The sequence below is a fragment of the Bacillus sp. FJAT-45037 genome (assembly GCF_002797325.1).
GTDB lineage: Bacteria > Bacillota > Bacilli > Bacillales > Bacillaceae_D > Alkalihalophilus.
On sequence record NZ_KZ454938.1, the window covers coordinates 642,304 to 667,572 of the forward strand.

The window sequence follows — 25,269 nt, forward strand, 5'->3', positions numbered from 1 at the left end:
TTTCCTAGGCAATAGGTCATTTAATATAAAAGGTCGATAAACTCTTCTTTAGCAAGATTACCAAAGTACATTTTCAGATCCGTTTCAGCAAAAGCGTCAGAAAGAGCTTCGCTATCATACCGAACACCGAGTAACATTTCCTCGAGCTCACTCACATCGCCCACACCGAAGAAGTCTCCATAGATTTTGCATGCTTCAATCTTTCCTTTACGAACATTTAAACGCACATCAATGGAACCAATCGCGAAACGTTTGGAACGTTTTAGATCAAATGAAGGGGACTTTCCGTAATTCCAATCCCAATGACGGTATCTCTTTTTGGATATGCCTTCAATTTCCTTCCAATCCACTTCTGTTAATTGATATGTTGGAATATCATTTTTTATTTCGAAGATTGATTGCAAAAGGACTTGTTTAAATTCGTCCATTGTTAATGGCTGACTAAGAAACTCAGAAATATTGGCTACTCGACTGCGAATGGATTTAATGCCTTTTGACCTTATTTTTTCATCTTTTACATTCAAGGCAGCTACGACATGTTCCATTTCAGAATCGAGCATAAGTGTCCCGTGGCTGAACATACGCCCTTTGGTGGAGAATTGTGCATTTCCAGAGATCTTCCGTTCGCCGACATGAATATCATTACGTCCGCTTAAGACCGCTTCTACCCCTAATTTTTTTAATGCGTCAACAACAGGTTCTGTGAATTTCTTGAAATTATGAAAAGATTCACCGTCATCTTTTGTGATGAAACTGAAGTTTAAGTTGCCTAAGTCGTGATAGACAGCGCCTCCACCTGATAAACGTCTGATTACATGTATGTTATTTTCTTTCACATAATCAAGGTTTATTTCCTCGAGTGTGTTTTGGTTTTTCCCAATGATGATCGATGGTTCATTGACATAGAACAATAGATACGAATGCTCTTTGTCTAAATGCTTTAGAGCGAATTCCTCAATAGCGAGGTTGATTCGAGGGTCAGTGATTCCTTGGTTATTAATAAATTTCAACAAGAACGTTCATCCTCTCTACTTTTTTCTTCTTCTAGTATAGTGTTTGTTTTAAATTACGTCTAATTGCACAGCACGAGGACTGTTGGTGGAAAAGATCAATCATGAATAGGAATAGAAGCCAATTGGAAACATATGCTTGCACCTATTAAAAAAAGGAGATGAGTAAAATGAAGAAAGTTTTTGGACTTGCATTGCTTCTAGTGATGTTGCTTGCTTTTGCCGGAGCAAGTGTTGCCAGTGAGGTGGCTATGGTACGCGTGCTTCACGCTTCCCCTGATGCACCAGCCGTTGATGTGTATGTAAATGACGACCTAGTTTTAGATAATGTAGAATATAAAATGGTAAGTAAGTACTTAACTGTACCTGAAGGAACACATAAGGTTGAAATTTATCCTGCAGGAGATAGCGAAACAGTGGTTATCACTGAGCAAGTGACAGTCAGCGCAGGAAAAGCTTATACGGTAGCTGCGATTGGTCATTTAGAGTCGATGCGGTTGACAGCATTAGCAGATGAAAAAGAAGTGACCGACGGAAATACAAAAATTCGTGTCGCTCATTTTTCGCCTGATGCCCCCGCTGTAGATATTGCTACAGATACAGGAGATGTCTTGTTCCCTAATGCGGCATTTTCAGCAGTGACGGAGTACTTAGAATTACCAGAAGGACAATATAATCTACAAATTCGCGCGGCAGGAACGGAAGATGTCGTAGAAGAATTACCTGAACTTGAGTTAAAAAATGGCATGGTTTATACAGCAGTAGCAGTTGGTCTGTTAAACGGAGAGCCTGAATTTGACGTCATCCTCCTCATGGATGCTATGCGAAATCCAGATGATGTGCCAAAAACAGGGTTAGGTGGCGCTTCAAGCGTTCAATAACATGAAGGGTTGTCTATTAGCTATATCGATACTTGTTGGACTGTATCAGCCGTCTGTTGTTGATGCGAGAGAGAGTTTGACTGGTTTTGCGCCTAATCAGCTAAAAATTCCTTCTTTATCAATTGATGCCGAGGTTACACCAATTGGTTATTCGGAGCTTCAACAGATTCCAGATGATGGAGAAGCGGTGTTTTGGTATAAAGATGGGGTGAATCCAGGTGGCCCGGGACATGCTGTCATGGCGGGACATTTTGATGATTATGTTGGCCCCGCCATTTTTTACTCGTTAAATGAGTTACGTGCAGGTGACTTCATGTACATTGTGAATGAGAACGATCAAATTTTGACTTATCAAGTTGAATCGATTGATGAATACGAACGAGATCAGGCACCGATAGATACAATCTTTCAAACGAATGGTCCGTCAAAAATAAAATTGATCACTTGCTCAGGTTATTATAGTAAAAAGCAAAGGACTCACACTCATCGATTAGTTGTAACGGCATTATTAGTTGGTCGCCCACACCCATATAAACAAATAACTGAGCCCAGTGAGTAGGCTCGGCTATTTGTTGTTTTTTAGGAGGGAAGGTTATAGGATTAGCAGTTCGTAGCGTATAGTTGAAGTAAAGAGATACAATAGAATGGGGATGAAAATATGAATATTAGACATGTAGTAGAAGCTGATTATGCACGTGTCATCGCCATTATCGATGATTGGTGGGGCGGCCGCATGATGAGTGATATGTTGCAGCGTTTGTTTTTCATCCATTTTCAACATACAAGTTATGTTATTGAAGGAAAAAAGGAGATTATCGGTTTTTTAATCGGATTCACTTCAGATACACACCCAAAAATAGGCTATATTCATTTTGTTGGCATTCATCCATCGGCACGAAAGGAAGGCCATGCCCGTATTTTATATGAAGCTTTTTTCGAAAAAGCGACAGAGCTAGGGTGTACCTTGATTCATTGTGTGACATCGCCAGTGAATAAGGGTTCGATTGCATTTCACCGACGAATGGGCTTTACAATAAGAGAAGGAACGACGATACAAAATGGCATCTCGGTATACAAAAATTATGATGGGCCAGGAAAAGACCGAGTCCTATTTGAGAAAGTTCTACCTTCATAAGGATTGAAGCAAAGCTCTGAGAAGAGGGCTTTGCTTTTTGGATTTTATCTCTAGGCTCGAGCTGATTTTGCATAAATGCAAATTCAGTCTTGTCAAAAGGGCGAAAATCAACGAAAATATAGGGAATAGCTAGCATATACTAGTGTAGGCAGGTAAATGTGTAGGAGAAGAAAGAAGGTACACGATCATGATCGAGATTCATTCAAAAGAAAAGGAAATGCTGACATTGCTAGAGTTACTGGTCAATACCGATAGTGGTTCGACCAATAAAGCTGGTGTTGATCAAGTTGGGGAGATTATAACGGAGAAATTTTTAGCTTTAGGGTTTTCCGTTCGTGTGGTTGAGAACGAAAAAGTAGGAAACCATCTGGTGATTGAACATTCTGAAGCGGAACATCGAGATGTTCTCATTGTCGCTCATATGGATACAGTGTTTGAAGAAGGAACAGCGAAAGACCGTCCATTCCGAATTGATCCAGAAAAAGGGCGTGCCTACGGACCTGGTGTAATTGATATGAAGGGAAGCTTAGTATCTGTTATTTATGCGTTACGTGCTTTGAAGCAAGTTGGCGATGATTCGTATAAAAATGTTCGAATTATTTTAAATAGTGATGAAGAGATTGGTTCAAAGACGTCAAGAGCACTCATTGAACATGCAACCAAAGGCATCTCTTACGCATTGATTATGGAGCCAGCGAGAAAAGATGGTTCACTTGTTACCGAGCGTCGAGGTAGTGGACGATACAAAATTAAAGTGCATGGACGAGCTGCGCATTCAGGAATCGAACCTGAAAAGGGAAGAAGTGCGATTGAAGAACTCGCTCATAAGATTGTGAAGCTTTATGAATTAAATGATCACGAACACGGAATTTCCGTCAACGTTGGGATTATTGAAGGGGGAGATGCGGTTAATACCGTTTCCTCAACTGCGATTGGTCATGTCGATGTCCGAGTGTCGACACTGCAACAAGCCGAAGAGATGGAATACAAAATTGAACAAGTATGCGCGACCACTGATGTTTTTGGAACGAAGATTGAATTAACGGGAGACATCAGCCGCCCACCGATGTTGAAAAACGAGAAAATCACTCATTTATTTCAAATTGTACAAGAAGTCGGGCAAGAGCTTGGGATGAATATTAAGGACACAAGAACCGGAGGCGGATCGGATGCTTCCTTCACGGCAGCGATGGGAATACCGACGATCGATGGCCTCGGTCCAATTGGCGGAAATGCGCATAGTGAACATGAATATTTAGAAATTGCCTCACTGACAGAACGAACAGAATTACTGGCGAAAATCATTCAACGTCTACATGTCGATTAATAAAAATATCAATACATGCGGAGCCTTACCATCATGGTAGGCTCTTTTTTTGTTTAGAGAATGAGAAAAAGGGTACATTTTAAGTAATAGACGAGCATTTAATTTATCTAGGAGGGTTTTATCATGGAACAACCAAAAGGTTATCGCACAACACAAACACAAGTAGGAACAACAGGTAATGAAAAAAGCGGGAGTCTTATGAAAGGCATTGTCATTGGAGCAGCAGTCGGAGCTGCAGTAGCGATGTTGGATCCTAAGACGAGAAATCGTGTCACTACAGCAACGAGTGATATGAAAGACCAAACAATGGATATGTATACAAAAGTAAGAGAAAATCCTGAAGAAGTGAAAACAGATATCCAAGCACGAGTACAATCGGCATCCGCTGTATTAAAAGAAGCCATTACGGAGGCAAAGGATCTATATGAACGAATTAATGGTGATCTTAAAGAGCAAGTTAATGATGTGAAAGAAGACTCGATGGATCTTGTCAATCAAGCGCAAGAAGTGAAAGAGGACATGAAGAACATTGGGGCGAAAGTTGCTGAGGCAAAGGAAGAAGCCACTTCGGATGAGAGTACGAATCAGTCATCAAGAAAAATTCCAGGTAGCATCGGTTAAACTTGCGCAGAAGATTTTTTATTGATAAAGTAAGGTGGTAATATAGGTAATGGGGTATATATCACTTAACTAAAAGGAGGCTTTTTTATGTTTCATGTCACACTAGAATCAAGCGAAACACTGGATGTAACCGTCGAGAAATTGGTGGCCAATTTAAAAGAACAAGAATTTGGTGTCTTATGGGACTTTGACTTGAAGGCTAAGTTAGAAGAAAAAGGTCAAACGTTTGAAGAAGATTTCCGTGTGCTTGAAGTATGTAATCCTAAAGTGGCGAAGGATGTTCTCTCTGTTTCCTTACTTGCTGGGTATTTTCTCCCTTGTAAAATGGTCGTTTACGTCGAAAACGGAACTACCAAGATTGGAATGCCTAAGCCAACATACTTAATGGGTGCTCTTGAGCAAGATGAGCTAGTTAAGATAGCCGCATCAGTCGAAGAACGAATTTTTGCAGCCATGAAACAGACAGTCGAATCAGCATAATCGGCAAATGAGGCAGGGACATAAATGATTTAACCAACAGGAGAAGTCAATGCTTCTCCTGTTTAGTTATGTGGACTCTTACTTCAACTTGTAAGAGCTCTTCAATATCGTCGATCAGTAGGACGAAGTAGTCGATCTCATCGAGCACGTCACTGCTGCCGTATCGCTGAAGTAAAAACGTCTTAACGGCGAGGAGGCTAATTGAAAAAGTCATTGGTTTATCTCTGACACGCAGTAATTCACCGAGCGTAACGGTTAATCCGCGAAATTCATCATGAAACTCTTCTGTATAAAAGCGTTCAAAAGGACCACAGACTTCATAGGTGGCGGTTTGATCTGATTTCGAAGCAGGAACGATGAGTAATTTTGGTTGCTGCGAACCGTCTATTTCTTCATAGAAAACCTTCATTTGTTCACCTCCTTATCATATTGTAAACGTCACGATGCATGATACATAGACAAAAGCATAAGTAAGCAAGGGCAGCTAGTAGTGAGTAATCACTAGTAGCTGCTTTCATTTATTAATAGTTCATTAATAAACGACTGCATAGTTGGAGTGATCAAACGATCGTGGCGATAAACTAACGATAAATGACGATGTTTGAGGTTCGGAATCATTATATAATCTAATTCACCCCTTTGTAATTCTTTTTCTATCGCTTTTTTAGATAAAATAGAACATCCTGATCCAAGCATGACCATTTGTCTTATTGATTCAATATTTGTTAGTTCCATTTTTGTTTGCAAGGAAATCCTCTCTTTTTTTCCCCACTCTTCAATCATTTGTCTCGTAGAACCGCTCTTGTGCAGAATAAAAGGTGTTTCTTTCATCTGTTTCTTTAAATCTGTACTTTGTGTTAAAGGATGGTTAGGTGGTGTCACGATCACGAGTTCATCTTCGACAAGCGGTTTTACTGATAAATTTTCATGCTCTAGTCCTTGCTCTGACACGATAGCAAGATCTAATTCTTTCGATAAAACTTTCTCGATTATTTTAGGCGTCGTTTCAACATGTATATTGAAATGTATGTCTTGGAATTTTTGAGAAAAACTATTTAATGTAGAAGGTAGAAGATAGTTAGCAGGAATGTGACTAGCACCAATAAATAATTCCCCACGCCGATTCTCTTTATAATCATTCATCACTCTCTCCGTTTCCTTTATTAGGTTTAATATTTCTTTTGAGTAATAACGTAATGTTTTTCCTGCAGATGTGAAGGTGACTTGCTCGCCATTTCTTTCATAGAGCTTCACCCCTAAAGAGTGTTGTAGGTTCTTTAGATGGAAGGTGACGGTTGGTTGCTTTAAACAGAGCTCATTCGCTACAGCTGTCACATTTTTATGTGTGCAAAAGGATTGATACATAATCAATTGTTGTAAGTTCATTTTGTGCCTCCATAAATTTAAGTATAGATTTATTCTATACTTAAATAGATTATATATCGATAATATTGATGGTTTGTTTATGTCATCTTAACTTTCCCTTAACATTCCTCGTGTAAAGTTAAGGCTGTAATAAGTTGTTAGGAGGAGCGAACAGATGGATATCCGCATCCGAAATATAGATAAATGGTTTGATCAGCTTCAAGCTTTAAAGCCGACAAACTTACACATTACATCAGGAGAGTTCGTAAGCTTACTAGGTCCATCAGGTTGTGGTAAAACAACATTACTTAGAATGATAGCCGGTCTTGAAGATTCTAATTCTGGTGAGATCTATTTTGGAGATCAATGTATGTACTCCAAAGAAAAACATGTGAATGTGTCTCCTCAAAAACGAAAGATTGGAATGGTTTTTCAAGACTTCGCTCTATGGCCGCATATGACAATCTTTGAGAATGTTGCCTACGGCTTAAAAGCAACGGGCAATAAAAAGAACTTACAAGAAAAAGTCATGACCGCACTTGAAAATGTTCAACTAGGTGATCATGCAAAACGCTATCCGCATCAGCTATCTGGGGGGCAGCAGCAACGGATTGCGATTGCTCGTGCGACTGCAAATGATCCTTCAATTATTTTAATGGACGAGCCATTAAGTGCACTTGATGCCTCTTTGCGAGATGATATGAGGATTCTGTTGCAGTCACTTGTAAAGAAACTTAATATGACAGCTATTTATGTGACGCATGACCAAGGTGAAGCCATGTCAATGTCAGATCGAGTAGTCGTCATGAATGCTGGGCATATCATGCAAGTCGGGACACCCGAGGAAGTGTATCAGCGTCCCAAAAATAAAACGGTCGCATCATTTGTCGGACGAGGTGTGTTAGTTGAAGCTCTTTGTCAAAAGGTGGAAGAGCGTTGTGAACTACTAATTGGTAAAGGCGTGAGTGTACCACTTTGCGAAGGTGATGAAAGAAAAGAAGGATTGGTCACTGCGGTTATTCGACCTGAACATGTGACTTTATCAGTAGCGAAAGAACATAATGCACTTGAGGCGCGAGTAGAAACAGTGAGCTTTTTAGGAGAGCGCTATGAAATCTCTTTAAGTCTTACTGATAGTAAGTACACGATGTTTGCGTACTCACACCAACGTCTCTCTGTCGGTCAAACTATTTTTGTGCAAATAGATACATCAAATATACACGTAATGACAAATGAAGGAGGAATTGTACATGAGAAAGCTTAAAGGATTTGTAATGGCTATGACGATGATGCTGTTTGTAACAGCTTGTGGACAAACAGAAATGGAACAAGATAGTGGGGCTCCTGCAAATGATTCTGAAGAGCCAGCTGTAGTAGAAGAGACTGGGAAGCTAACGATTTATACTTCAGGGCCAGGTGGAATGGCAGAGCGTTTAGTTGAAGAATTTGAAGAAGAAACAGGTATTGAAGTAGATATGTTCCAAGGTACGACAGGGGATGTATTGGGACGTCTTCAAGCAGAAGAAGGAAATCCACTTGCTGATGTTGTTGTCCTTGCCTCTATGCCACCAGCTATGGAATATAAAGAGCGTGGGTTAACGATGCCATATGAATCAGAGTATGTAGATTCGTTGCATGATGGTTGGTATGATGAGGACCATCATTTTTATGGGTTTAGTGCATCAGCTCTAGCATTAAGTTATAACACGAACTTAGTTGAAGAGGTTCCCACAGATTGGAGTGATTTAACAGCTGAGCAGTTTACTAATAAGCTTGCGATTCCAGATCCGACTCAATCGGGGACAGCACGTGACTTTATAGCAGCTTACATTAATCAAGAAGGCGATGAAGGTTGGGAGTTAATTGAGGAATTAAAAGAGAATGGTTTATCGCTAGAAGGGGCTAATAACCCAGCACTTCAAACGGTAATAAGTGGGGCAAACTCCGTTGTGATGGCTGGTGTAGACTATATGGTATATAACAACATGCAAAATGGGGAGCCTGTTGACCTTGTGTTTCCTGAAAGTGGAACAATGGTCACACCTCGACCGGCATTTATTTTAGAAAGTGCCCAAAATGTAAAATCTGCTCAACAATATATTGATTTTATTCTTTCTGATAAAGGGCAAGAGATCGTAGCAGATGCGTATCTTTTACCTGCACGTGAAGATGTTAAACCACATGAGATTCGTACTGAATTAGGTGACATTCAGCAATTAGATTTTGATTGGGCGTACCTTGAAGAAAACACACAAGACATTTTAGAGAAATTTATGGGGATTGTGAGATAACATGTTTAGGTTTAACGACCCGATGAAAAAGCTTAATACCTTATTGGCCTTAGCCGTACTGTTCATTCTAGTATTCATGCCACTTTTCTTAATAATAATGAGAAGTTTGATGCCGGATGGAACATTTGAAGGACTAGCTCCATTTCAAGTTCTGATCGAAGAGCATTATCGTAAGGTACTATGGAATTCGTTATTACTCGGGTTCGGGGTTGTTGTGGGAGCATCAGTTATTGCTGCTCCCCTTGCTTTTTTTATGGCCCGTACCGAAATGAGAAAGCATCGCTGGATTGACATTGTGTTAATCATTCCATTCATGACCCCACCATACATTGGGGCTATGGGCTGGATTTTATCTATGCAATCAAACGGTTATGCAGAGCAACTGTTTCCGTTTCTCTCTTCGGTAACGCCTTATTTCTTCTCATATTTTGGTATGGTACTTGTGATGAGCTTACACTTATTCCCTTTCATCTATTTAATCATGAGAAATAACTTAGAAAATATTGGTGGACGATTAGAGGAAGCGGGACTCATCCATGGTGGTAGCTTTATGTACCGGGTAAAGCGTATCATTATTCCACTGTTTTTCTCAGGGTATAGTATGGGCGCGTTGCTTGTCTTTGTTAAAACAATAGGAGAATTTGGTACACCAGTCACGTTAGGGAACCGAATTGGTTACTACGTTTTAACATCAGAGATACACCGTTACTCTTCTACGTGGCCACTTGATTTTGGGAAAGCTGCGATTCTTTCGACGATGCTACTTGGTGTGAGTATGACGGTTTGGTATATTCAGCAATGGTTTGTAAGCAGACGTCATGACAAAGTGGTGTCAGGGAAGGGACAAACGCGTGCCTTTAATCCATTAGGTAAGAAACAAATCTTTGCATGGATATATTTAATGATCGTATTAGGATTAGCTATTGGTGTGCCGTATTTCTCTGTGGCATCAACCGCTTTTATGAATATTCAAGGGAACGGCTTAGCTTTTTCTAACTTGACCATTAAACATTTTGTTGAGTTATTTACAGGAAGTGGGCGAGATGCTCTCTTTAATAGTATTTGGTTAGCGGCGGTTGCAGCTACTATTAGTGTCGCCATCGGTATTTGGGTATCAATTATTATTATGAAAAAACGTAATGCGCTTGGGAAGAGCATGGATTTTCTAAGCTTAGCTCCTAACACCGTACCAGGAATTGTCGTTGTTGTTGGTTTAATCTTAACTTGGAACGCACCATGGAACCCGTTTAATGTGTACAATACGTGGATGATGCTTGCATTGACTTATGTCATTTTATACTTGCCATTTACCGTACAAAACATTAAAGCGATCTATGGACAGCTTGGTGATTCGCTGTTTCAAGCAGCTAAAATGAGTGGGGCAAGTAGTACGTATATGACACGTACAGTGCTAATTCCGTTAATCATGCCAGGAATTTTAGCAGCTTGGATTATGACATTCGCGATTTCTATGCGAGAGCTTGTTGGGTCACTAATTTTACGACCACCTAATATGCACACATCAGCTACGTTTATTTATTCTCAATTTGAACAAGGAACACAAGGACTAGGGATGGCTATGGCTCTCGTATCGGTAGGCTTAACAACATTGGTACTCATTGTTGTTGAACGGATTAAAGATCGATCACAAAAGTATAAAGCATAACAACTTTTTGGATGTTATGTAGGTAGGTGACAGCTGAAAATGAAAGTGACATTTTTAGGAGGAGCAGGAGAATATGGACGATCCTGCTTCTTACTACAAGCAGAAGAAATGAACGTTCTCATTGACTGCGGTGTGATGAAGGGCGGTCAAACGACTAAAGATACGTACCCAGCTCTAACAAAAGAAATCGCAAAAAATCTTTCGGCAGTGTGTATTACTCATGCACATGAGGACCATGTTGCTGCCTTACCCCTTCTTTATCATTTAGGATACGAAGGTGAGGTGTATGCGACAAGTGAAACGATCAGTCAAAGTACAGATGCGATGAAAGTCTGGCTTGATAGGGAGAAGATAAATCAAAAAGAAATTCCTTTTCCAGACGCGGCATTGTCGCTTGTGAAGTTTAAGTCATTAGATGAGTTAAAACGTTTAGGCGGTTTAACGATCTCGTATGGGAAGAGTGGGCATACATCTGGTTCCGTTTGGTATAATGTTGAATATAAAGGCAAAAATATATTTTTTTCCGGTGACTATTCGTTTGAATCAAAACTGCTTCATTATGAGGATCCGATCTGTAAAAATGTAGACTTAGCGGTTCTTGATGGTGCGTACGGTGACGAACCATTGAGCCAATCCATCTATACGAGTAGATTAATAGGAGCCATACGTGATGCAATACAAACAGGCAAAAAAGTTCTTATTCATGGCCCTTTGACCGGGAAGACACAGGATTTACTCGCACTGTTAAGTGAATCTTTTAATGGCCAAAAAGACTATCATCTTGTAGCTGCTCCAAAAATTATCCAATCTTCTAAAGATGCTATGCAAAATAAATCGTGGTATAAAGAAATGGAACGACATGATGTAGAACTCTTTCTTCAAGATCAAGTCGTAGGGGTGGATGTAAGCACTTGGCTTGAGTCAACTCACTTAGGTGTTGGCTTCTTTCAAGAAAATGATATTTTGCAAGCTCATCAACAAGAGAAGAGAGTAGTTCCTCAACTAATTATCACAACCGGTCCGAAAAACAAAGAGTTGCAAACGTTAACGAAGGATGATCCGAACGTGAATTATGAGCATTTTCGTTATAAAGTTCATCCAGGCACAAAAGAAACAGCCCGTTTGATCAAAAAGATTGAACCACAAAAGATTGTTTTTACACACGGACTAAACGTCGAGGTTAGGCAGTTAAGCGAGAAATTAAATTTAAAAAGTGTAGAAGTTGTTGAGCAACATTCAACGATCTACATCTAGTTCATCTACAATGGCGTAGGTTAGATAATTAAAAGGCTTGAGATCTGATTATGGATCTGAGCCTTTTTACGTTTGAAAGATTTATTACATGCAACACTACACGAACTGTCTATAATAACGGCAGTAAAGGTTAGAATGTAAATGAGTAAATGACAGTATTCTTTTTCTTGTACAGACACGGCCAAGCCCAGCGTGACATATGAATGTAGAAAAGACATCGTTGGGGGTGAGGTCGTGTCTAGCATGTTAGCGGCACTGTCTTATTTTGTAAAAGAAATCATTGTGTTTGTATCGTATGTAAAAAATAATGCGTTTCCGCAGCCACTAAAGAAAGACGAGGAGAAGAAATACTTAAAGTTAATGCAAGAAGGAGACGGCGAGGCGCGTAACTTGTTAATTGAACACAACTTAAGACTAGTAGCCCATATCGTCAAGAAGTTCGAGAACACAAGAGAGGACACGGAAGATCTAATTTCAATTGGAACGATTGGTCTGATCAAGGCGATCGAGAGTTATTCGGACGGAAAAGGAACAAAGCTTGCGACCTATGCTGCAAGATGTATTGAAAATGAAATACTCATGCATTTACGTGCTCTTAAAAAAGTCAAAAAAGATATCTCTCTACACGACCCGATCGGAACAGATAAGGAAGGCAATGAAATATCCTTGATTGATGTTCTCCAAGAAGATGCTGAAGATATTGCTGATGTGATTCAAACAAAGATGGAGAAATTGCAAATTTATGAGTACATTCATGTGCTTGATGAGCGAGAAAAAGAAGTGATTGTTGGTCGGTTTGGGCTCGACATGGAAGACGAGCGAACGCAACGGGAAATCGCTAAGGATCTCGGGATATCCAGGAGTTATGTATCAAGAATCGAAAAACGAGCGCTGATGAAGTTGTTTCACGAATTTTATAAGCATAGTCAAGGAAAAAGTTAGAAGAAACAGTCGGCATGTGCCGGCTGTTTTTTCTGTTTTTACCACATGGAGCTGGTGTTTTCCAATTAAAAACCAGGGTTATCCGTCACTTTTAAGGGTATTACGCTAAGAGCTCTCTTATATCTTCTTTTATTTAAGGGAAGAATAGATGAAAGCAAATTTTGTGTAGAAATCCATGGGAGTGTTCCTAATTGAATAAACAACTAATAAATGAAGCATTTTGGATTAGAGCGATCGCCTGTTTAGCTGTAGCCACAACTCATGCCGTTGATACAACACTTGCGAATTATGAATATAGTGCGAACCAATTAGAAGAGCACCTATTGATATTACTCCGGTTTATGGCGTACTTTGGTACACCTGCCTTTGTCTTCTTATCAGAATTATTGTTAGCAAAAGCGTATCCAAACGATGTCCCAAAAGGTTTTTTCAAAAAGAGAATTAAGTTTCTGCTTATACCGTTTGTCTCGATCGGGTTATTATTTGCTTTTCTTATTTCAGATTCCTTGCTAGAGGCGATCCGTCAAGCTTTTGTCCATATTTTTCTCGGAGGTTATTATGGGTATTTTATTTTAATTATTTTTCAGTTTTATCTTTTACATGTATTGTTACAGAAACATTTAAAAAACTGGTCTCCAAAATTAGTGTTGAGTCTAGCTTTTATCATAAATGTATCGTATTTAGGATTCTTTAATTTTACGGAGCCAGTGAATACATCGGCAGCCGCCGAATATATTTGGTTAAGAGGGTATTGGGTGCCATTTCTAGGGTGGATTTTCTATTTTGTCTTAGGGTACTATTGCGGGAGAAACTATGAGGCATTAAAGGTTAAACTATTTGAACATAAAAAGAAGATATTGATTCTGCCTGTGCTCTCAATTGCACTAATCGTCGTCTTAGTTCTTACAGACATATTAAATGTTGTGTCATCAAAACGAGTAGACATGCTTCTCTATACGATGAGTATGATCTTTGCCATTATTGTTCTGACAATGAAAATTAACAGGGTGCCTGTATTTATCAAATTCATCAGTAAATATTCGTTTAATATTTATCTCTTACACAAGTTTATTTTGTATGTCATGGTGCCGATTGACTTTCTTAATCCGCTTGTTTACTTTGTATTTGTTTACATCGTAGCTGTAGGAGGATCGATCGTACTAGCCCAGCTCTTATCAAAGGTGAAATACAGTGAATATATCATCGGGAAGCAATTAGTCATGACAGAGGACGTTGAGGTTAAGCGAGGGAAGGGGCGTTCGTTTTAAAATTTGGAAATGTGGAATAGTATAATTAGGACGATCGAATAAAAAGATAAAGTTTAAAATGAGTAGGCGAATGACAATACGATAAGGTAGAGGTGAAAACAATGAAGCGAGGAAAATTTATGATAGGGAGCGCTATATTCTCAACGGTTTTAGTGTTATCTGCTTGTGGTGATACAAACGAGGATATCAATCCAGATGAAGTAATGGAGGAAAGTGAAAACATGGAGGAAAGTGAAGAAATGGATCATTCTGACATGGATGACCATGCTCATATGGATCACTCTAGTTCGGGTGAGGTGCCAGAGAGTTTAGAAGAGGCAGCGAATCCCACTTTTGAAGTAGGTAGCAAAGCTATTATCACAGATGGTCATATGCCAGGAATGGAAGGCGCTGAGGCGACGATTGTTGGTGCTTATGACACAGTGGTTTATGCCGTTTCCTACGACCCGACTGATGGTGGACCAAGAGAAGAGAATCATAAATGGGTCATTCATGAGGAATTGGAAGAAGCAAACGCTGAACCATTTTCAGCAGGTGATGAGGTAACTTTAGAGGCCGATCATATGGATGGCATGGAAGGAGCCGTTGCAGTCATCGATTCAGCCGAAGAAACGACGGTATATATGGTTGATTTTACTTTGACAGACAATGGACAAGAAGTTGAGAACCATAAGTGGGTGACAGAAGAAGAGCTATCAGAAATGGACCAGTAATAGAAAAGAGAGAGTCGGGTGAATCAGGCTCTCTCTTTGTTGTTGAATTAGAAAGTAGGGTGCGAATTTCAAGGATGGGCTAGGCATTCATATGATATAATGAAGAACTATATATAACAGTAGACGGAGGTCGTTAAGCTTGGAGCGAAGAGTTAAAATTAGTCTGTACAATTTAGGCAATGCCATTACTAGATTAGGTGAAGCTCTTGACCAGGACGAAACGAATAGTTTGTTTATAGACGGCACGATTCGAAGATTTGAATTTACAATCGAACTTTTTTGGAAAACATTAAAACGGATGTTAGAAGTAGAAGGTATCGAGGCTAGTACACCACGTCAGTCTTTAAAGGAAGCCTATGCAGCAGGGTGGATACATAATGAAACAGCGTGGTTGCAAATGTTAAGAGATCGAAACGAAACTTCACATGTGTACAATGAAGATAAGGCGAAGCAAATTTACGATCGAATCAAAATCCATTACCCATTATTAGTGGAAACGCACAAAAACTTAACAGAATAAATTCATCGTACTTAAAAAAAACAGGAGGGGTAAAGATGATTCCCGAACGAGTGGAAAAGCAAATTATACAATTCGGACAACAGTTCAACTGCATAGAGAAAATCATCTTATTTGGATCTAGAGCGGTGGGTGATCACTCCGATCGTTCGGATATAGACCTTGCTATTGTTGCCCCGAAGATGTCGCAAGAAGAATACTTAGCGCTCATAGAAAAAGTAGAAAATGAGCTAGAAACGTTACTAAAAATTGATCTTATTAAATGGGAAACTGCCCCTTCTACTTTAAAGGAAGAAATTCACAAACATTCATTTACCTTATTCGAACGACCTAAAAAAGATGAACACCAACTATGAGCTAACAATCGATTAGTAACCTCAACTGTTTCTTTATCCTCACTTTTCATTCATCATTTTGAGAAAATTTAAGTATTGTCGATGTGAAACCCGAGCATTCATGTTTCTTAAATAAAAAAGACTTGTATATTAAAAGCGATGTCTCATTTAGAAGTAATCTATTTGAGATGCTTGAAACGCATACCCATTAAGATTAGCATCGTAGATAAGAAAAAAACCGAACCTTTTATCAAAGTTCGGTTTTTTCTCTATTCTCTACTTAAAGGAAACGTAATGGAAAAGGTACTTCCAATGCCAAGCTGACTTTCCATACGTAACTTGCCTTTCATTTCCGTAACAAGCTGTTTCACTAAAGAGAGGCCGATACCTGTTCCTTCGGCTTCCATTGTAAACTCTTCGGAACGGTAAAAGGGGTCGAATACTTTCGCTTGTTCAGATTGAGGGATACCGATACCTGTGTCTTGGATTAATAAAGTTACAGATTCGCCATCGAGCTGATAGTAAAGCTTGATCGATCCGTGTACTTTGTTGTACTTGACCGCGTTATTTAGCAAGTTGTGGAGCACTTGTTTTAAACGAGCAGGGTCTGCTTGAATGAATAAAGGTATGTTCTCTTTTGATAGTTGATCAACAAAAGTGATTGATTTTGATTGAGCAAAAGGCTTCATCAACTCAACACTATTTAACGTTATTGCTTTAAGATCAACTTTCTCAAACTGAAGAAACGGTTTCCCGTTCTCAATTTTTACTAGGTTAAGAATATCATTAATGATGACTAATAGGTGCTCACCAGCTGTAATGATCTTATCTAGCTTCTTTTGTTGCCCACTTTGTAAAGGGGCATCTGAATCAGCAGCTAAAATTTGTGAAAAACCTAAAATAGAATTAAGTGGCGTGCGAAGTTCATGACTCATCATCGCGAGAAAATCGGACTTGGCCTTATGAGCTTTTTCTGCTTCGATTTGGGTTTGGATTAATTGTCCATTTAGTTGTTGTAATTCATGATTAGATGCAGTTAATTTGTTTATTAAAAATAAGCGATCTAATGCAACTGATACTTGTTCACACACTTGATCGATGACATCTATCTCTTCGACGGTGAACGTTGTTCGTGTTTTAGAGCCAAATGACAAGGTACCTAGGAGCCTGCCATAAGACATTAAAGGATAACAAGCATAGGCTTGAATACCCAGAGAGTTTATCAAAGTCACCAGGGGATCGATCGAATGAGTAATATCTTCAGCGATTAATCTACTTTTACGAAGGGCAACAGTGCCACATACAGCTTCTCCTAGTTCAAGCGATTGCATCGTAGCAGCTGTGCTCTCAGAAATGCCGTGGTAATTCATCAATTGAAGCTTATTTTCTGCTTCATTAAGAATGTAATTAAAATAGACATCTAAATCTAAATACTCCGATAAGCTATTGAACACAGTATCTAATAAGTCTTTAGGGTTTTCTTTCAAGATAAGGTCATGGGTTGTTTCAGCCAATAATGATAGCCTATTATGGTTGTGGTGCATCAATTGTTCCTTCTTCTTTTGTTTACTCAAGTCTTTTAAATGAAAAGAATACCCATCGATGAATGGGTAGACACCTACAGTAAAACTATCATCTTCAGAAAATAGAGATGAAGTATCAAAAAAGACAGGTACCATTTCTTCCTGTGCATGATGGATATATTCTGTAAATAATGAATGACTAGTAACAGGGAGGACATCCCATAAGGTGTTATAAGTTGTTATGTTAAGGGCTTCTAATAAATCTCGATTAGTCGATGTAGTGATCATATGTGATGCATCCAAGGTCAGATAAAGATCTTTACTTTTGGTAATGACAGCCCTTGGTTTCTCTAACTCAGAATAAGTCATTAAAAACTCCTTTTAATCATTGTGATATTATTATATCTTTAATCGTGACTTTTTTGTTAGTTTATTTTTAAAGAATCTGAAAAATTGTATAAATTTAGGACGCGAACTCGGTGGATATCTGATCCTTGATTAAAAATGATGGTATAGCTTAAAAGAGAATGCAGAGACATTCGCTTTGATACAAAAAAAGCGGTCACATATGGCTATTATAATTGATGAGTTTGGAGGAACGGAGATCTGGGATGAGCACGATGTAGTAGGGGAAAGAGGTCATGAAGATAACATATAGGGCAACGAAAGCCAATATCGCTACTTCTTCAATAAATGTGAAAAAATTAGTGAAAATGATCGATTGTTTGTTCTTATTCAATTCAATCGATTATGATGTATTCAAAGATATTAGTGTTTAATGAAGGGGAAGAAAGCTTTGTTTAGATGGCGTAATATTTTTAAAGGTATGGCAATGGGGATAAGTGATATTATTCCTGGAGTAAGTGGAGGAACGATTGCACTTGTTCTCGGAATTTATCACTCACTCATTGCCGCGATTAATGGTTTGTTCTCAAAAAATTGGAGAGAGCATATTTTATTTTTAATACCAGTAGGATTAGGAATTTTGCTAGCTTTAGTTTCAGTTAGTCACACGATTGAATGGCTGTTAGTTGAATACCCCGAACCTTTGTTTTATTTCTTTTTAGGGTTAATTATAGGTGTTGTACCATTTCTTTTAAAAGACATTAACTACAAGCAGACGTTTCAACCTTATCATTACGTCGTTTTGTTAATAGGGGCGATCTTAGTTGGGTCTACATACTTTATAACAAGCGATGAATTAGCTAATGTGATGACGCAGCTTACTTGGAGTGATTATGCTTTCTTATTTATCGCAGGGTGGCTAGCTAGTTCGGCTATGATCTTGCCAGGAGTAAGTGGATCGTTTGTTTTACTATTAATTGGTGTCTATCCGACAGTTATTCATGCTTTATCGAATATGGTCATTCCGATTATTATCGTTGTTGGAATAGGGGTTTTAGTGGGGATACTAACGACTAGTAGACTGATTACGGTACTTTTTCAAAACCACAAAATATCGACGTATGCCTTAATCATCGGGTTCATTCTTGGATCAACGATTGTAATTTTTCCAGGTATTCCTGATCAACCGGTGCTTGTGATTATTAGTTTACTTTCTTTTATTTTGGGAGGGGCTAGTGTCTCGACGTTAAGTTCTTTCTCAATAAAGAAAGAACTAGCTAAATAATGAGTTTTCGATTAAAATGAATGAAAATGATAATGGAGTGTGATGTATAGATGGACGATGTTCCGTCGAGTTTGATCTCGTTATTTGTATTGCTATTAGTTTTGTCCGCGTTTTTTTCATCTGCTGAAACTGCCTTTTCAAGTGTGAACAAGATCCGTCTGAAGAATTATGAAGATGAAGGGAGACGGGGAGCTAAGAAGGCTGTTCAAATAGCAGAGAATTTTGATAAGACGCTTTCGACTCTTCTAGTTGGGAATAACCTTGTCAACATTGCAGCTGCAACACTCTCATCACAAATTGCGATCCAATTGTTTGGTCCGAGTCTCGGTGTGTTTATTAGTACGTTTGTTGTTACGATTTTAGTGTTGATTTTTGGAGAAATTATTCCGAAATCGTTGGCGAAAGAATATGCCGAAGCATACGCATTAAAAACTTCTGGGTTTCTATATTTTTTGATTCAACTTTTCTACCCAGTCACTTGGATCTTTATTAAAATAAAGATCTTTGTATCAAAGTTTGTCAAAAACAATGACCTCACACCTTCTGTCACGGAAGAAGAAATCAAAATGCTGATTCAAATCAGTGAAGATGAAGGCGTCATTGGGAAGCATGAGAAAGAAATGGTCCATCGATCTTTGGAATTTGATGACATCCTAGTTAACGAAATCTTAAAGCCGAGAACAGATATGGTAGCAGTTGAAATCAATCAGCCGATTAACGTGATCAAGGATGTTTTTCTAAAAGAACATTTTTCGAGAATACCAGTGTATGAAGGGAATATTGATAACATCGTCGGGATTCTTTCAGAACGTGATTTCTTGACTGCGTATATTCAAGAGGGAGAGAACCTTGATTTAAAAGCTCTTCTGCGTCATCCTATCTTTGTCGTTGAATCTATGAAAATTTCTTCTTTGCTACCAGAGCTTCAGAAACAAAAAATTCATATGGCGATTGTTATTGATGAATTTGGGGGAACTTCGGGTTTAATTACGTTAGAAGATATTCTAGAGGAAATTGTCGGGGAGATCTGGGATGAGCATGATGTCAGCGTGCATCAAGTCAAGCAAGTCGGTCCATTGAGTTATGTACTGAATGCTGATTATTCGATCGATGATTTTGCCGATTTTGCTGAGATATCGGTACCAACAACAACGAATCACACGTTAGGTGGATGGCTTATCGAAGAATTCCAACGAGTTCCAAAGGTAGGAGAAGAGTTCATTTATCAAGGTCTTAAACTTAAGATTGAAAAGGCCGAAGAAAAAAGAATTCATCAAGTTCATTTGAAACTCAATGAAGCGTTCGGTGAAATAAAAAAAGAAACGGCAATATAAAAAAAGATAGCCTATTAGGCTATCTTTTTTTGCATACCGCCACACCTAGTGGGTAGTATACGTCTGGTCGTTTGGGCTCGATCGTAACATATCGTTGGTAATACATATCACATTCATCAAATCTTTTAAAAAGGGATTGGAATTCTTTTTCGGTTAATTGATGATAATGAAAGGGAGAGCCACAAGGTTTGCCTCTTCCTTGACCGAAAGGAGTAGAAACGATCATGGTACCACCTGGTTTCAGCAAGTCATAAAGTCGATCAACGAATAATTGATCATCCGGGACATGTTCTATCGTTTCAAAGGAAAGAATGGTATCAAACGTTCCGATCTTTTCCTTTAAAGAAGGATCAAGGGCATCACCAACATCGAAAGTGACAAGAGGATGATAATAATGTGTCTTAGCATAGTCAATCGTTTCTTGATCAATATCCAATCCAATTAATTCATTAATTTCTTTTTTTCTTGTTTTAGCAATCAGCACACTGCCATATCCTGTTCCGCATGCAATATCGAGTACACGTCCACCAACATATGGAGTTGAAAAATAATAACGGGCAACATGTTCGAGTAATAATCCGTTCGTCGGTTTCATCTCTTCTGGAATGATTCTTTCACCTGTATCTTGTAACAAAAAATCACCGCTTATAATATATTTGATATCATTATAAATGAGTATAATTGATTATAAAAGGTTTGGCTATTCAAGAGTTAAGATTTATTGTAAGGTAACGAGTATAACTAATGGTGTGAAGGAGGAGAACAAATGCCGATTGAAAAAGATCAATCCTGTATTCAATCTGAGATTGAGCATTTGAATAAAAAATTAAAACACGTACATTCGGATGAAAGTAAGAAAAAAGTGATGACAGAGCTAGCCATTTTAAAAGAAAGGCTGAGACAGAGCCAAATCCCTACAGAGAAGAGTGGACAGTAATATGAAACATCCTGATATTATTGAAGAACGAATGTATCTTCAACAAACAATAAAGGACAGTGACTAATAAAAGCTTTAGCTCTTATTTATCACTGTCCATTTTTTATTTCGTTGGTTTTTTAGCAAGAAGAGAACACACCAACCCGATCACGGGGAAAATCATTGCCAATAGTAATACTTGAGTGTAACTTTGAAACACATCATACCCAACGCCGAATGGCAGCGGACCTAAAGAAGAGCCGATAACCATGACAGTGACAGCTGTACCTTTAATACTCCCTAAATATTTCCTGCCAAAATAGTTCGGCCAGATAATATTGAGCGTGATTCGCTCTAAGCCACTGGCTGTTCCCCATAAAACACCGAATAAAATCGCCATCCAAATGGTATTAGTGAAAAGAAGCATGACAAGAAGAGCAATTTCTAAAATGAAAATAACAGTAAGCAATAAATTCGTTCTTACTTTCTCGAGAATAAATCCTGCGGCAAATGAAATGGGAAAACCGACAAGAGCCATCATGCTTAAGATCGTTGCAGCGAGTTGTGGGGTTAATTCGTTCGCACCAAAGATCGATAATAAATGAAAGGTAATCCCAGTATTGACTAAGGCAGGAATAGCTACGCAGATTAAGACGAGCCAGTATGCTTTTGTTTTCATCGCTTCATTTAATGTCCAATCAATCTCTGTAATGAATGACTGATTAGAAGTCTTGTCTTTAGAAGTGAGATTCGTAGAAATGCCATCTGGTAATAAGCCAATATCCTCAGGTTTGTTTTTGATCCCTATGATGACCAATGGTACAAAAATAAACAGCAACACGCTTCCCCATACTTGCCAAGAAGTTTGCCAATCCCAGGTGTTAATCATCCATGTATTTACTATAGGGAAAAAAGCGGCACTTGCGAAGCTTCCAATTGCCATAAAGCTAAGCGCACGACCTCGTTTTTTAATAAACCACTGCGGGACAAGAGTAGTTGGAACAAGTGTCATACTTCCTTGCCCAAATAGTCGAATGAGGAAAAAGCCAAACGCCATCATCCAAATGTTGCTGACAAAACTATTAAAGAAGCAAGCTAATCCTAGAGACGTCCCTACAATAATCAACATAGTCTTTTGACCAAACCGATCAACATATCGACCAACGAAGATCATTAACATGCCTGCGCAAAGAGTTGCGATTGAATAAATTCCAGAAATTTCAGAACGAGACCAGCCAAAATAACGAATATATTCGTCGATGTAAACAGAGTTAGAATACGTTTGACCGGGGCCTGATAGAAAGACTGCGAAAGAACAGATAAAAACAATGACCCAACCATAATATAAAGATTGAAAGTAACTTCTCAAGTTGATCACTCCAAAGGCAGTTAATAGTCGTCATAATAATTAAACTTTAGTATGTAAGCAGAGGGGATTTTTCTATGTTTACGAGATTACGTCCAACCGAAGAAGACCTTATGAGCGAGCATAAGGTCTTCTTCGGTTGGAATTATACCTATATTAAATTCTCTCGCCCTTTTTTAGTCGTTCAATGAATTCATGTAGATCTTCTTTTTTTACACGCCAGTGTCTACCGATTTTAAAAGCTGGAATTTTTCCCTCTTGAACCAATTTATATGTAGACATTTCGCTTAATTGTAAATATTCCGCAACTTGAGTCACTGTCATAATCTCTTTCTCCATTAAGTACCCCTCCGAATCAAAGTGTAGCATTTTTTTAATCATACTATATTAAGGCCTCTAATGCACAACAAACCCATTAAATTATACTCAGTTATAAATGGTTATATTTAAATTTAGTTAAATAGAAATTGATAGTAATGTGGAGATAAACGTATTATTTCGGAGTAATATAGTACTTGTTTCCGTTTACATGAGACTTTTAGTAATTTATGAACTGTGGTATTATTCACTTTGTTGATAACGGACATTGGCTTTCGTGAGAGTCGAAAGTCGCAAAAAAATATAATAGAAAGAGGTGCTAAATTGAATTTACAATCAATTAAGCAAACGTGGTTTGGCAATGTACGAGGAGATGTATTGGCTGGTATCGTTGTTGCTTTAGCATTAATTCCTGAAGCGATTGCCTTCTCAATCATTGCAGGGGTTGACCCAATGGTAGGGCTTTATGCATCATTTTGTATAGCTGTTGTCATTGCCTTTGTCGGTGGACGTCCGGGAATGATTTCTGGTGCAACCGGTGCGATGGCGCTATTAATGATTACGCTCATTGCTGATCATGGGTTACAGTATTTATTGGCAGCAACGATTTTAACAGGAATTTTACAAATTTTATTCGGTGTGTTTAAACTCGCCAAAGTAATGAAATTCGTTCCACGATCGGTGATGGTTGGTTTCGTTAATGCATTAGCGATTTTAATTTTCACGTCTCAATTTCAACATTTTGAAGGCGCAACATGGATGATGTATTCTCTAGTAGCTTTAACACTAGCAATCATCTATATTTTACCTAGATTTACAACGGCAATTCCATCGACGTTAGTAGCCATTATTGTTGTTACGGCAATTGTCATCTTTGGTAACATTGGTGTAAGTACAGTTGGTGATTTAGGTACTTTGACACAAAGTTTACCAATTTTCTTAATCCCATCAATTCCATTAACATTTGAAACATTAATGATTATCTTCCCATATTCATTAGCTCTTGCTGTTGTTGGTATACTTGAATCATTACTAACAGCTAACATTGTTGATGATATGACGGATACAGAAAGTAATAAAAACAAAGAGAGTCGCGGGCAAGGTTACGCAAATGTTGTCACTGGATTTTTCGGAGGAATGGCAGGTTGTGCAATGATTGGACAATCGGTTATTAACGTTAAATCAGGTGGAACTGGACGTTTATCTTCTTTAGTAGCGGGTGTCTTCTTAATGTTCTTGATCATTGTACTAGGTGGAGTGGTGGTTCAAATTCCAATGGCTGCACTTGCTGGTGTCATGATCATGGTTGCAATCGGGACATTTGATTGGGGCTCGCTGAAATCGATCCATAAAGTGCCAAAGAGTGACGCTGCAGTAATGGTTGTCACGGTTGGTACAGTTGTTTATACGCATGATTTATCAAAAGGGGTTTTTGCAGGGGTTATTTTAAGTGCGATCTTCTTTGCTGCTAAAATTTCTAAAGTACATGTGGAAGGCATCATGGCTCAAAATGGAAAGAAAAAGATTTATAGAATTCGTGGTCAAATCTTCTTCGCATCGGTCAATGATCTTCCACAGAAGTTTGACTATAAAGAAGATATTCAAGAAGTCGTTCTTGACTTATCTGAATCTCATCTTTGGGATGACTCAGCAATTGGTGCATTCGATAAGATCGAGACAAAATTCGAGCAGAATAACATTAAAGTGAGTTATACTGGATTAAATAGTGATAGTGAGAAATTAAAGAAAAAAATTGGGGGCTTATCGAAAGCTTCCGGACATTAAACATGACTGAAGTTGGCTACAACATGTAGCCAACTTCAGTTGTACGAGAGAGGAGAATGAATAGATGTATAAGAAGATTTTATTAGCAGCAGATGGATCTGACCATTCTTTGCGAGCGGCGAAACAAGCTCGAGCTTTGGTTGATAAAAATGAGGGCACAGTTGATATCGTATATGTGGTTAGTGGCTCATCATCCAAGCAAGATGTCCTGCACAATGCAAGTAAAGAAGCCATTGAATTTAAACGCAAAGAAAAGATCCAAAACGTTCAATCGTATTTTGCAGAAGAAGGCATTCGACACGAATCGCATATCTTGCGCGGCGAAGCAGGTCCAGCGATTGTTGAATTTGCTAACAACGGAGATTATGATTGTGTCGTTGTTGGGAGTAGAGGGTTAAACAATCTACAAACAATGGTACTCGGTAGTGTCAGTCACAAGATTGCCAAGCGAGTAGAAGCACCAGTATTGATTGTGAAATAAATAAGAAAAGAATCGCAATGTTTTAATTGCGATTCTTTTTTTTGGAGCATAAAATTCAATTGAGAGTGTATCTTATAATTTATCCACGGTGCAAACTAATTCATCAGAGGA

General features: G+C 38.5%; 28 protein-coding genes. 21 read left to right on the forward strand and 7 right to left on the reverse strand.

Features of this window, described 5'->3' with window-relative positions:
- Window positions 1–20: 20 nt before the first annotated feature.
- Complete coding sequence (locus tag CDZ88_RS03135) at window positions 21–1,010, reverse strand: lipoate--protein ligase (RefSeq protein ID WP_100374581.1); 990 nt, start codon at window positions 1,008–1,010, stop codon at window positions 21–23.
- Window positions 1,011–1,180: 170 nt separating this feature from the next.
- On the opposite strand from CDZ88_RS03135, the gene CDZ88_RS03140 reads away from it, so the two are divergent.
- The 6 genes from CDZ88_RS03140 (at window position 1,181) to CDZ88_RS03165 (ending at window position 5,454) form a co-directional block, all read left to right on the forward strand.
- Complete coding sequence (locus CDZ88_RS03140; RefSeq protein WP_100372150.1) at window positions 1,181–1,891, forward strand: DUF4397 domain-containing protein; 711 nt, start codon at window positions 1,181–1,183, stop codon at window positions 1,889–1,891.
- A gap of 1 nt (window position 1,892) precedes the next feature.
- A complete protein-coding gene (locus tag CDZ88_RS03145) occupies window positions 1,893–2,450 on the forward strand; it encodes a class F sortase (RefSeq protein WP_100372151.1) in 558 nt (185 codons plus the stop codon).
- A 99-nt stretch (window positions 2,451–2,549) separates the two neighbouring features.
- Window positions 2,550–3,026, forward strand: coding sequence for a GNAT family N-acetyltransferase (locus CDZ88_RS03150; protein WP_100372152.1), 477 nt, complete (start codon window positions 2,550–2,552; stop codon window positions 3,024–3,026).
- A 187-nt stretch (window positions 3,027–3,213) separates the two neighbouring features.
- A complete protein-coding gene (locus CDZ88_RS03155; protein ID WP_100372153.1) occupies window positions 3,214–4,353 on the forward strand; it encodes a M20 family metallopeptidase in 1,140 nt (379 codons plus the stop codon).
- Between the two features lie 123 nt (window positions 4,354–4,476).
- Window positions 4,477–4,974, forward strand: coding sequence for a hypothetical protein (locus tag CDZ88_RS03160; RefSeq protein ID WP_100372154.1), 498 nt, complete (start codon window positions 4,477–4,479; stop codon window positions 4,972–4,974).
- A gap of 87 nt (window positions 4,975–5,061) precedes the next feature.
- Entirely contained in the window at window positions 5,062–5,454 is a 393-nt protein-coding gene (locus tag CDZ88_RS03165) for a DUF302 domain-containing protein (protein ID WP_100372155.1), read from the forward strand.
- 46 nt (window positions 5,455–5,500) lie between these two features.
- Here the strand turns inward: CDZ88_RS03165 and CDZ88_RS03170 are convergent, their stop codons facing one another.
- Both CDZ88_RS03170 and CDZ88_RS03175 read right to left on the reverse strand, forming a co-directional pair.
- Window positions 5,501–5,863 carry a hypothetical protein gene (locus tag CDZ88_RS03170; RefSeq protein WP_100372156.1) on the reverse strand — a complete coding sequence of 121 codons (363 nt, stop codon included), beginning with the start codon at window positions 5,861–5,863 and terminating at the stop codon, window positions 5,501–5,503.
- A 92-nt stretch (window positions 5,864–5,955) separates the two neighbouring features.
- Complete coding sequence (locus CDZ88_RS03175) at window positions 5,956–6,840, reverse strand: LysR substrate-binding domain-containing protein (protein WP_100372157.1); 885 nt, start codon at window positions 6,838–6,840, stop codon at window positions 5,956–5,958.
- 154 nt (window positions 6,841–6,994) lie between these two features.
- Here CDZ88_RS03175 and CDZ88_RS03180 point away from each other — a divergent pair, with 154 nt between their 5' ends.
- The 9 genes from CDZ88_RS03180 (at window position 6,995) to CDZ88_RS03220 (ending at window position 15,826) form a co-directional block, all read left to right on the forward strand.
- On the forward strand, window positions 6,995–8,083 hold the full coding sequence (locus CDZ88_RS03180) for an ABC transporter ATP-binding protein (protein WP_157796452.1): 1,089 nt from the start codon (window positions 6,995–6,997) through the stop codon (window positions 8,081–8,083).
- Complete coding sequence (locus CDZ88_RS03185; protein ID WP_157796453.1) at window positions 8,070–9,110, forward strand: ABC transporter substrate-binding protein; 1,041 nt, start codon at window positions 8,070–8,072, stop codon at window positions 9,108–9,110. The genes CDZ88_RS03180 and CDZ88_RS03185 overlap by 14 nt, the downstream gene beginning before the upstream one ends.
- 1 nt (window position 9,111) lies before the next feature.
- Window positions 9,112–10,776, forward strand: a complete 1,665-nt coding sequence (locus tag CDZ88_RS03190; RefSeq protein ID WP_100372159.1) for an ABC transporter permease — start codon at window positions 9,112–9,114, stop codon at window positions 10,774–10,776.
- A 39-nt stretch (window positions 10,777–10,815) separates the two neighbouring features.
- Window positions 10,816–12,030 (forward strand): MBL fold metallo-hydrolase, encoded by a 1,215-nt coding sequence (locus CDZ88_RS03195; RefSeq protein WP_100372160.1) that lies wholly within the window; start codon window positions 10,816–10,818, stop codon window positions 12,028–12,030.
- A 234-nt stretch (window positions 12,031–12,264) separates the two neighbouring features.
- The gene (gene sigK / locus CDZ88_RS03200) at window positions 12,265–12,972 is read left to right on the forward strand and encodes an RNA polymerase sporulation sigma factor SigK (RefSeq protein WP_100372161.1); all 708 of its coding nucleotides are present in this window, start codon (window positions 12,265–12,267) and stop codon (window positions 12,970–12,972) included.
- 191 nt (window positions 12,973–13,163) lie between these two features.
- On the forward strand, window positions 13,164–14,240 hold the full coding sequence (locus CDZ88_RS03205; RefSeq protein WP_100372162.1) for an acyltransferase family protein: 1,077 nt from the start codon (window positions 13,164–13,166) through the stop codon (window positions 14,238–14,240).
- Between the two features lie 101 nt (window positions 14,241–14,341).
- The gene (locus CDZ88_RS03210; RefSeq protein ID WP_100372163.1) at window positions 14,342–14,953 is read left to right on the forward strand and encodes a YdhK family protein; all 612 of its coding nucleotides are present in this window, start codon (window positions 14,342–14,344) and stop codon (window positions 14,951–14,953) included.
- A gap of 139 nt (window positions 14,954–15,092) precedes the next feature.
- Window positions 15,093–15,473, forward strand: a complete 381-nt coding sequence (locus CDZ88_RS03215; protein WP_100372164.1) for an HI0074 family nucleotidyltransferase substrate-binding subunit — start codon at window positions 15,093–15,095, stop codon at window positions 15,471–15,473.
- A 35-nt stretch (window positions 15,474–15,508) separates the two neighbouring features.
- Window positions 15,509–15,826 carry a nucleotidyltransferase domain-containing protein gene (locus CDZ88_RS03220; protein WP_100372165.1) on the forward strand — a complete coding sequence of 106 codons (318 nt, stop codon included), beginning with the start codon at window positions 15,509–15,511 and terminating at the stop codon, window positions 15,824–15,826.
- Window positions 15,827–16,074: 248 nt separating this feature from the next.
- On the opposite strand, the gene CDZ88_RS03225 is transcribed toward CDZ88_RS03220, so the two are convergent.
- The gene (locus CDZ88_RS03225; protein ID WP_100372166.1) at window positions 16,075–17,697 is read right to left on the reverse strand and encodes a GAF domain-containing sensor histidine kinase; all 1,623 of its coding nucleotides are present in this window, start codon (window positions 17,695–17,697) and stop codon (window positions 16,075–16,077) included.
- Window positions 17,698–17,969: 272 nt separating this feature from the next.
- On the opposite strand from CDZ88_RS03225, the gene CDZ88_RS17295 reads away from it, so the two are divergent.
- Genes CDZ88_RS17295 through CDZ88_RS03235 form a run of 3 tightly spaced genes read left to right on the forward strand, consistent with a single transcriptional unit; the run spans window position 17,970 to window position 20,292 of the window.
- Window positions 17,970–18,107: a hypothetical protein gene (locus CDZ88_RS17295; protein ID WP_157796454.1), complete on the forward strand. Its 138-nt coding sequence runs from the start codon at window positions 17,970–17,972 to the stop codon at window positions 18,105–18,107.
- Window positions 18,108–18,124: 17 nt separating this feature from the next.
- Window positions 18,125–18,958: a DUF368 domain-containing protein gene (locus CDZ88_RS03230; RefSeq protein ID WP_232718537.1), complete on the forward strand. Its 834-nt coding sequence runs from the start codon at window positions 18,125–18,127 to the stop codon at window positions 18,956–18,958.
- A gap of 50 nt (window positions 18,959–19,008) precedes the next feature.
- A complete protein-coding gene (locus tag CDZ88_RS03235; protein WP_100372167.1) occupies window positions 19,009–20,292 on the forward strand; it encodes a hemolysin family protein in 1,284 nt (427 codons plus the stop codon).
- A 19-nt stretch (window positions 20,293–20,311) separates the two neighbouring features.
- Here the strand turns inward: CDZ88_RS03235 and CDZ88_RS03240 are convergent, their stop codons facing one another.
- On the reverse strand, window positions 20,312–20,926 hold the full coding sequence (locus CDZ88_RS03240; RefSeq protein ID WP_100372168.1) for a class I SAM-dependent methyltransferase: 615 nt from the start codon (window positions 20,924–20,926) through the stop codon (window positions 20,312–20,314).
- 132 nt (window positions 20,927–21,058) lie between these two features.
- Between CDZ88_RS03240 and CDZ88_RS17300 the strand changes: the two genes are divergently transcribed.
- Window positions 21,059–21,229: a hypothetical protein gene (locus CDZ88_RS17300; protein WP_157796455.1), complete on the forward strand. Its 171-nt coding sequence runs from the start codon at window positions 21,059–21,061 to the stop codon at window positions 21,227–21,229.
- Between the two features lie 103 nt (window positions 21,230–21,332).
- On the opposite strand, the gene CDZ88_RS03245 is transcribed toward CDZ88_RS17300, so the two are convergent.
- Entirely contained in the window at window positions 21,333–22,586 is a 1,254-nt protein-coding gene (locus tag CDZ88_RS03245) for an MFS transporter (RefSeq protein ID WP_442857081.1), read from the reverse strand.
- A gap of 144 nt (window positions 22,587–22,730) precedes the next feature.
- A complete protein-coding gene (locus tag CDZ88_RS03250) occupies window positions 22,731–22,913 on the reverse strand; it encodes a helix-turn-helix domain-containing protein (protein ID WP_100372169.1) in 183 nt (60 codons plus the stop codon).
- 303 nt (window positions 22,914–23,216) lie between these two features.
- Here CDZ88_RS03250 and CDZ88_RS03255 point away from each other — a divergent pair, with 303 nt between their 5' ends.
- The gene (locus tag CDZ88_RS03255; RefSeq protein WP_100372170.1) at window positions 23,217–24,677 is read left to right on the forward strand and encodes a SulP family inorganic anion transporter; all 1,461 of its coding nucleotides are present in this window, start codon (window positions 23,217–23,219) and stop codon (window positions 24,675–24,677) included.
- Between the two features lie 64 nt (window positions 24,678–24,741).
- Window positions 24,742–25,158: a universal stress protein gene (locus tag CDZ88_RS03260; protein ID WP_100372171.1), complete on the forward strand. Its 417-nt coding sequence runs from the start codon at window positions 24,742–24,744 to the stop codon at window positions 25,156–25,158.
- Window positions 25,159–25,269: the final 111 nt, after the last annotated feature.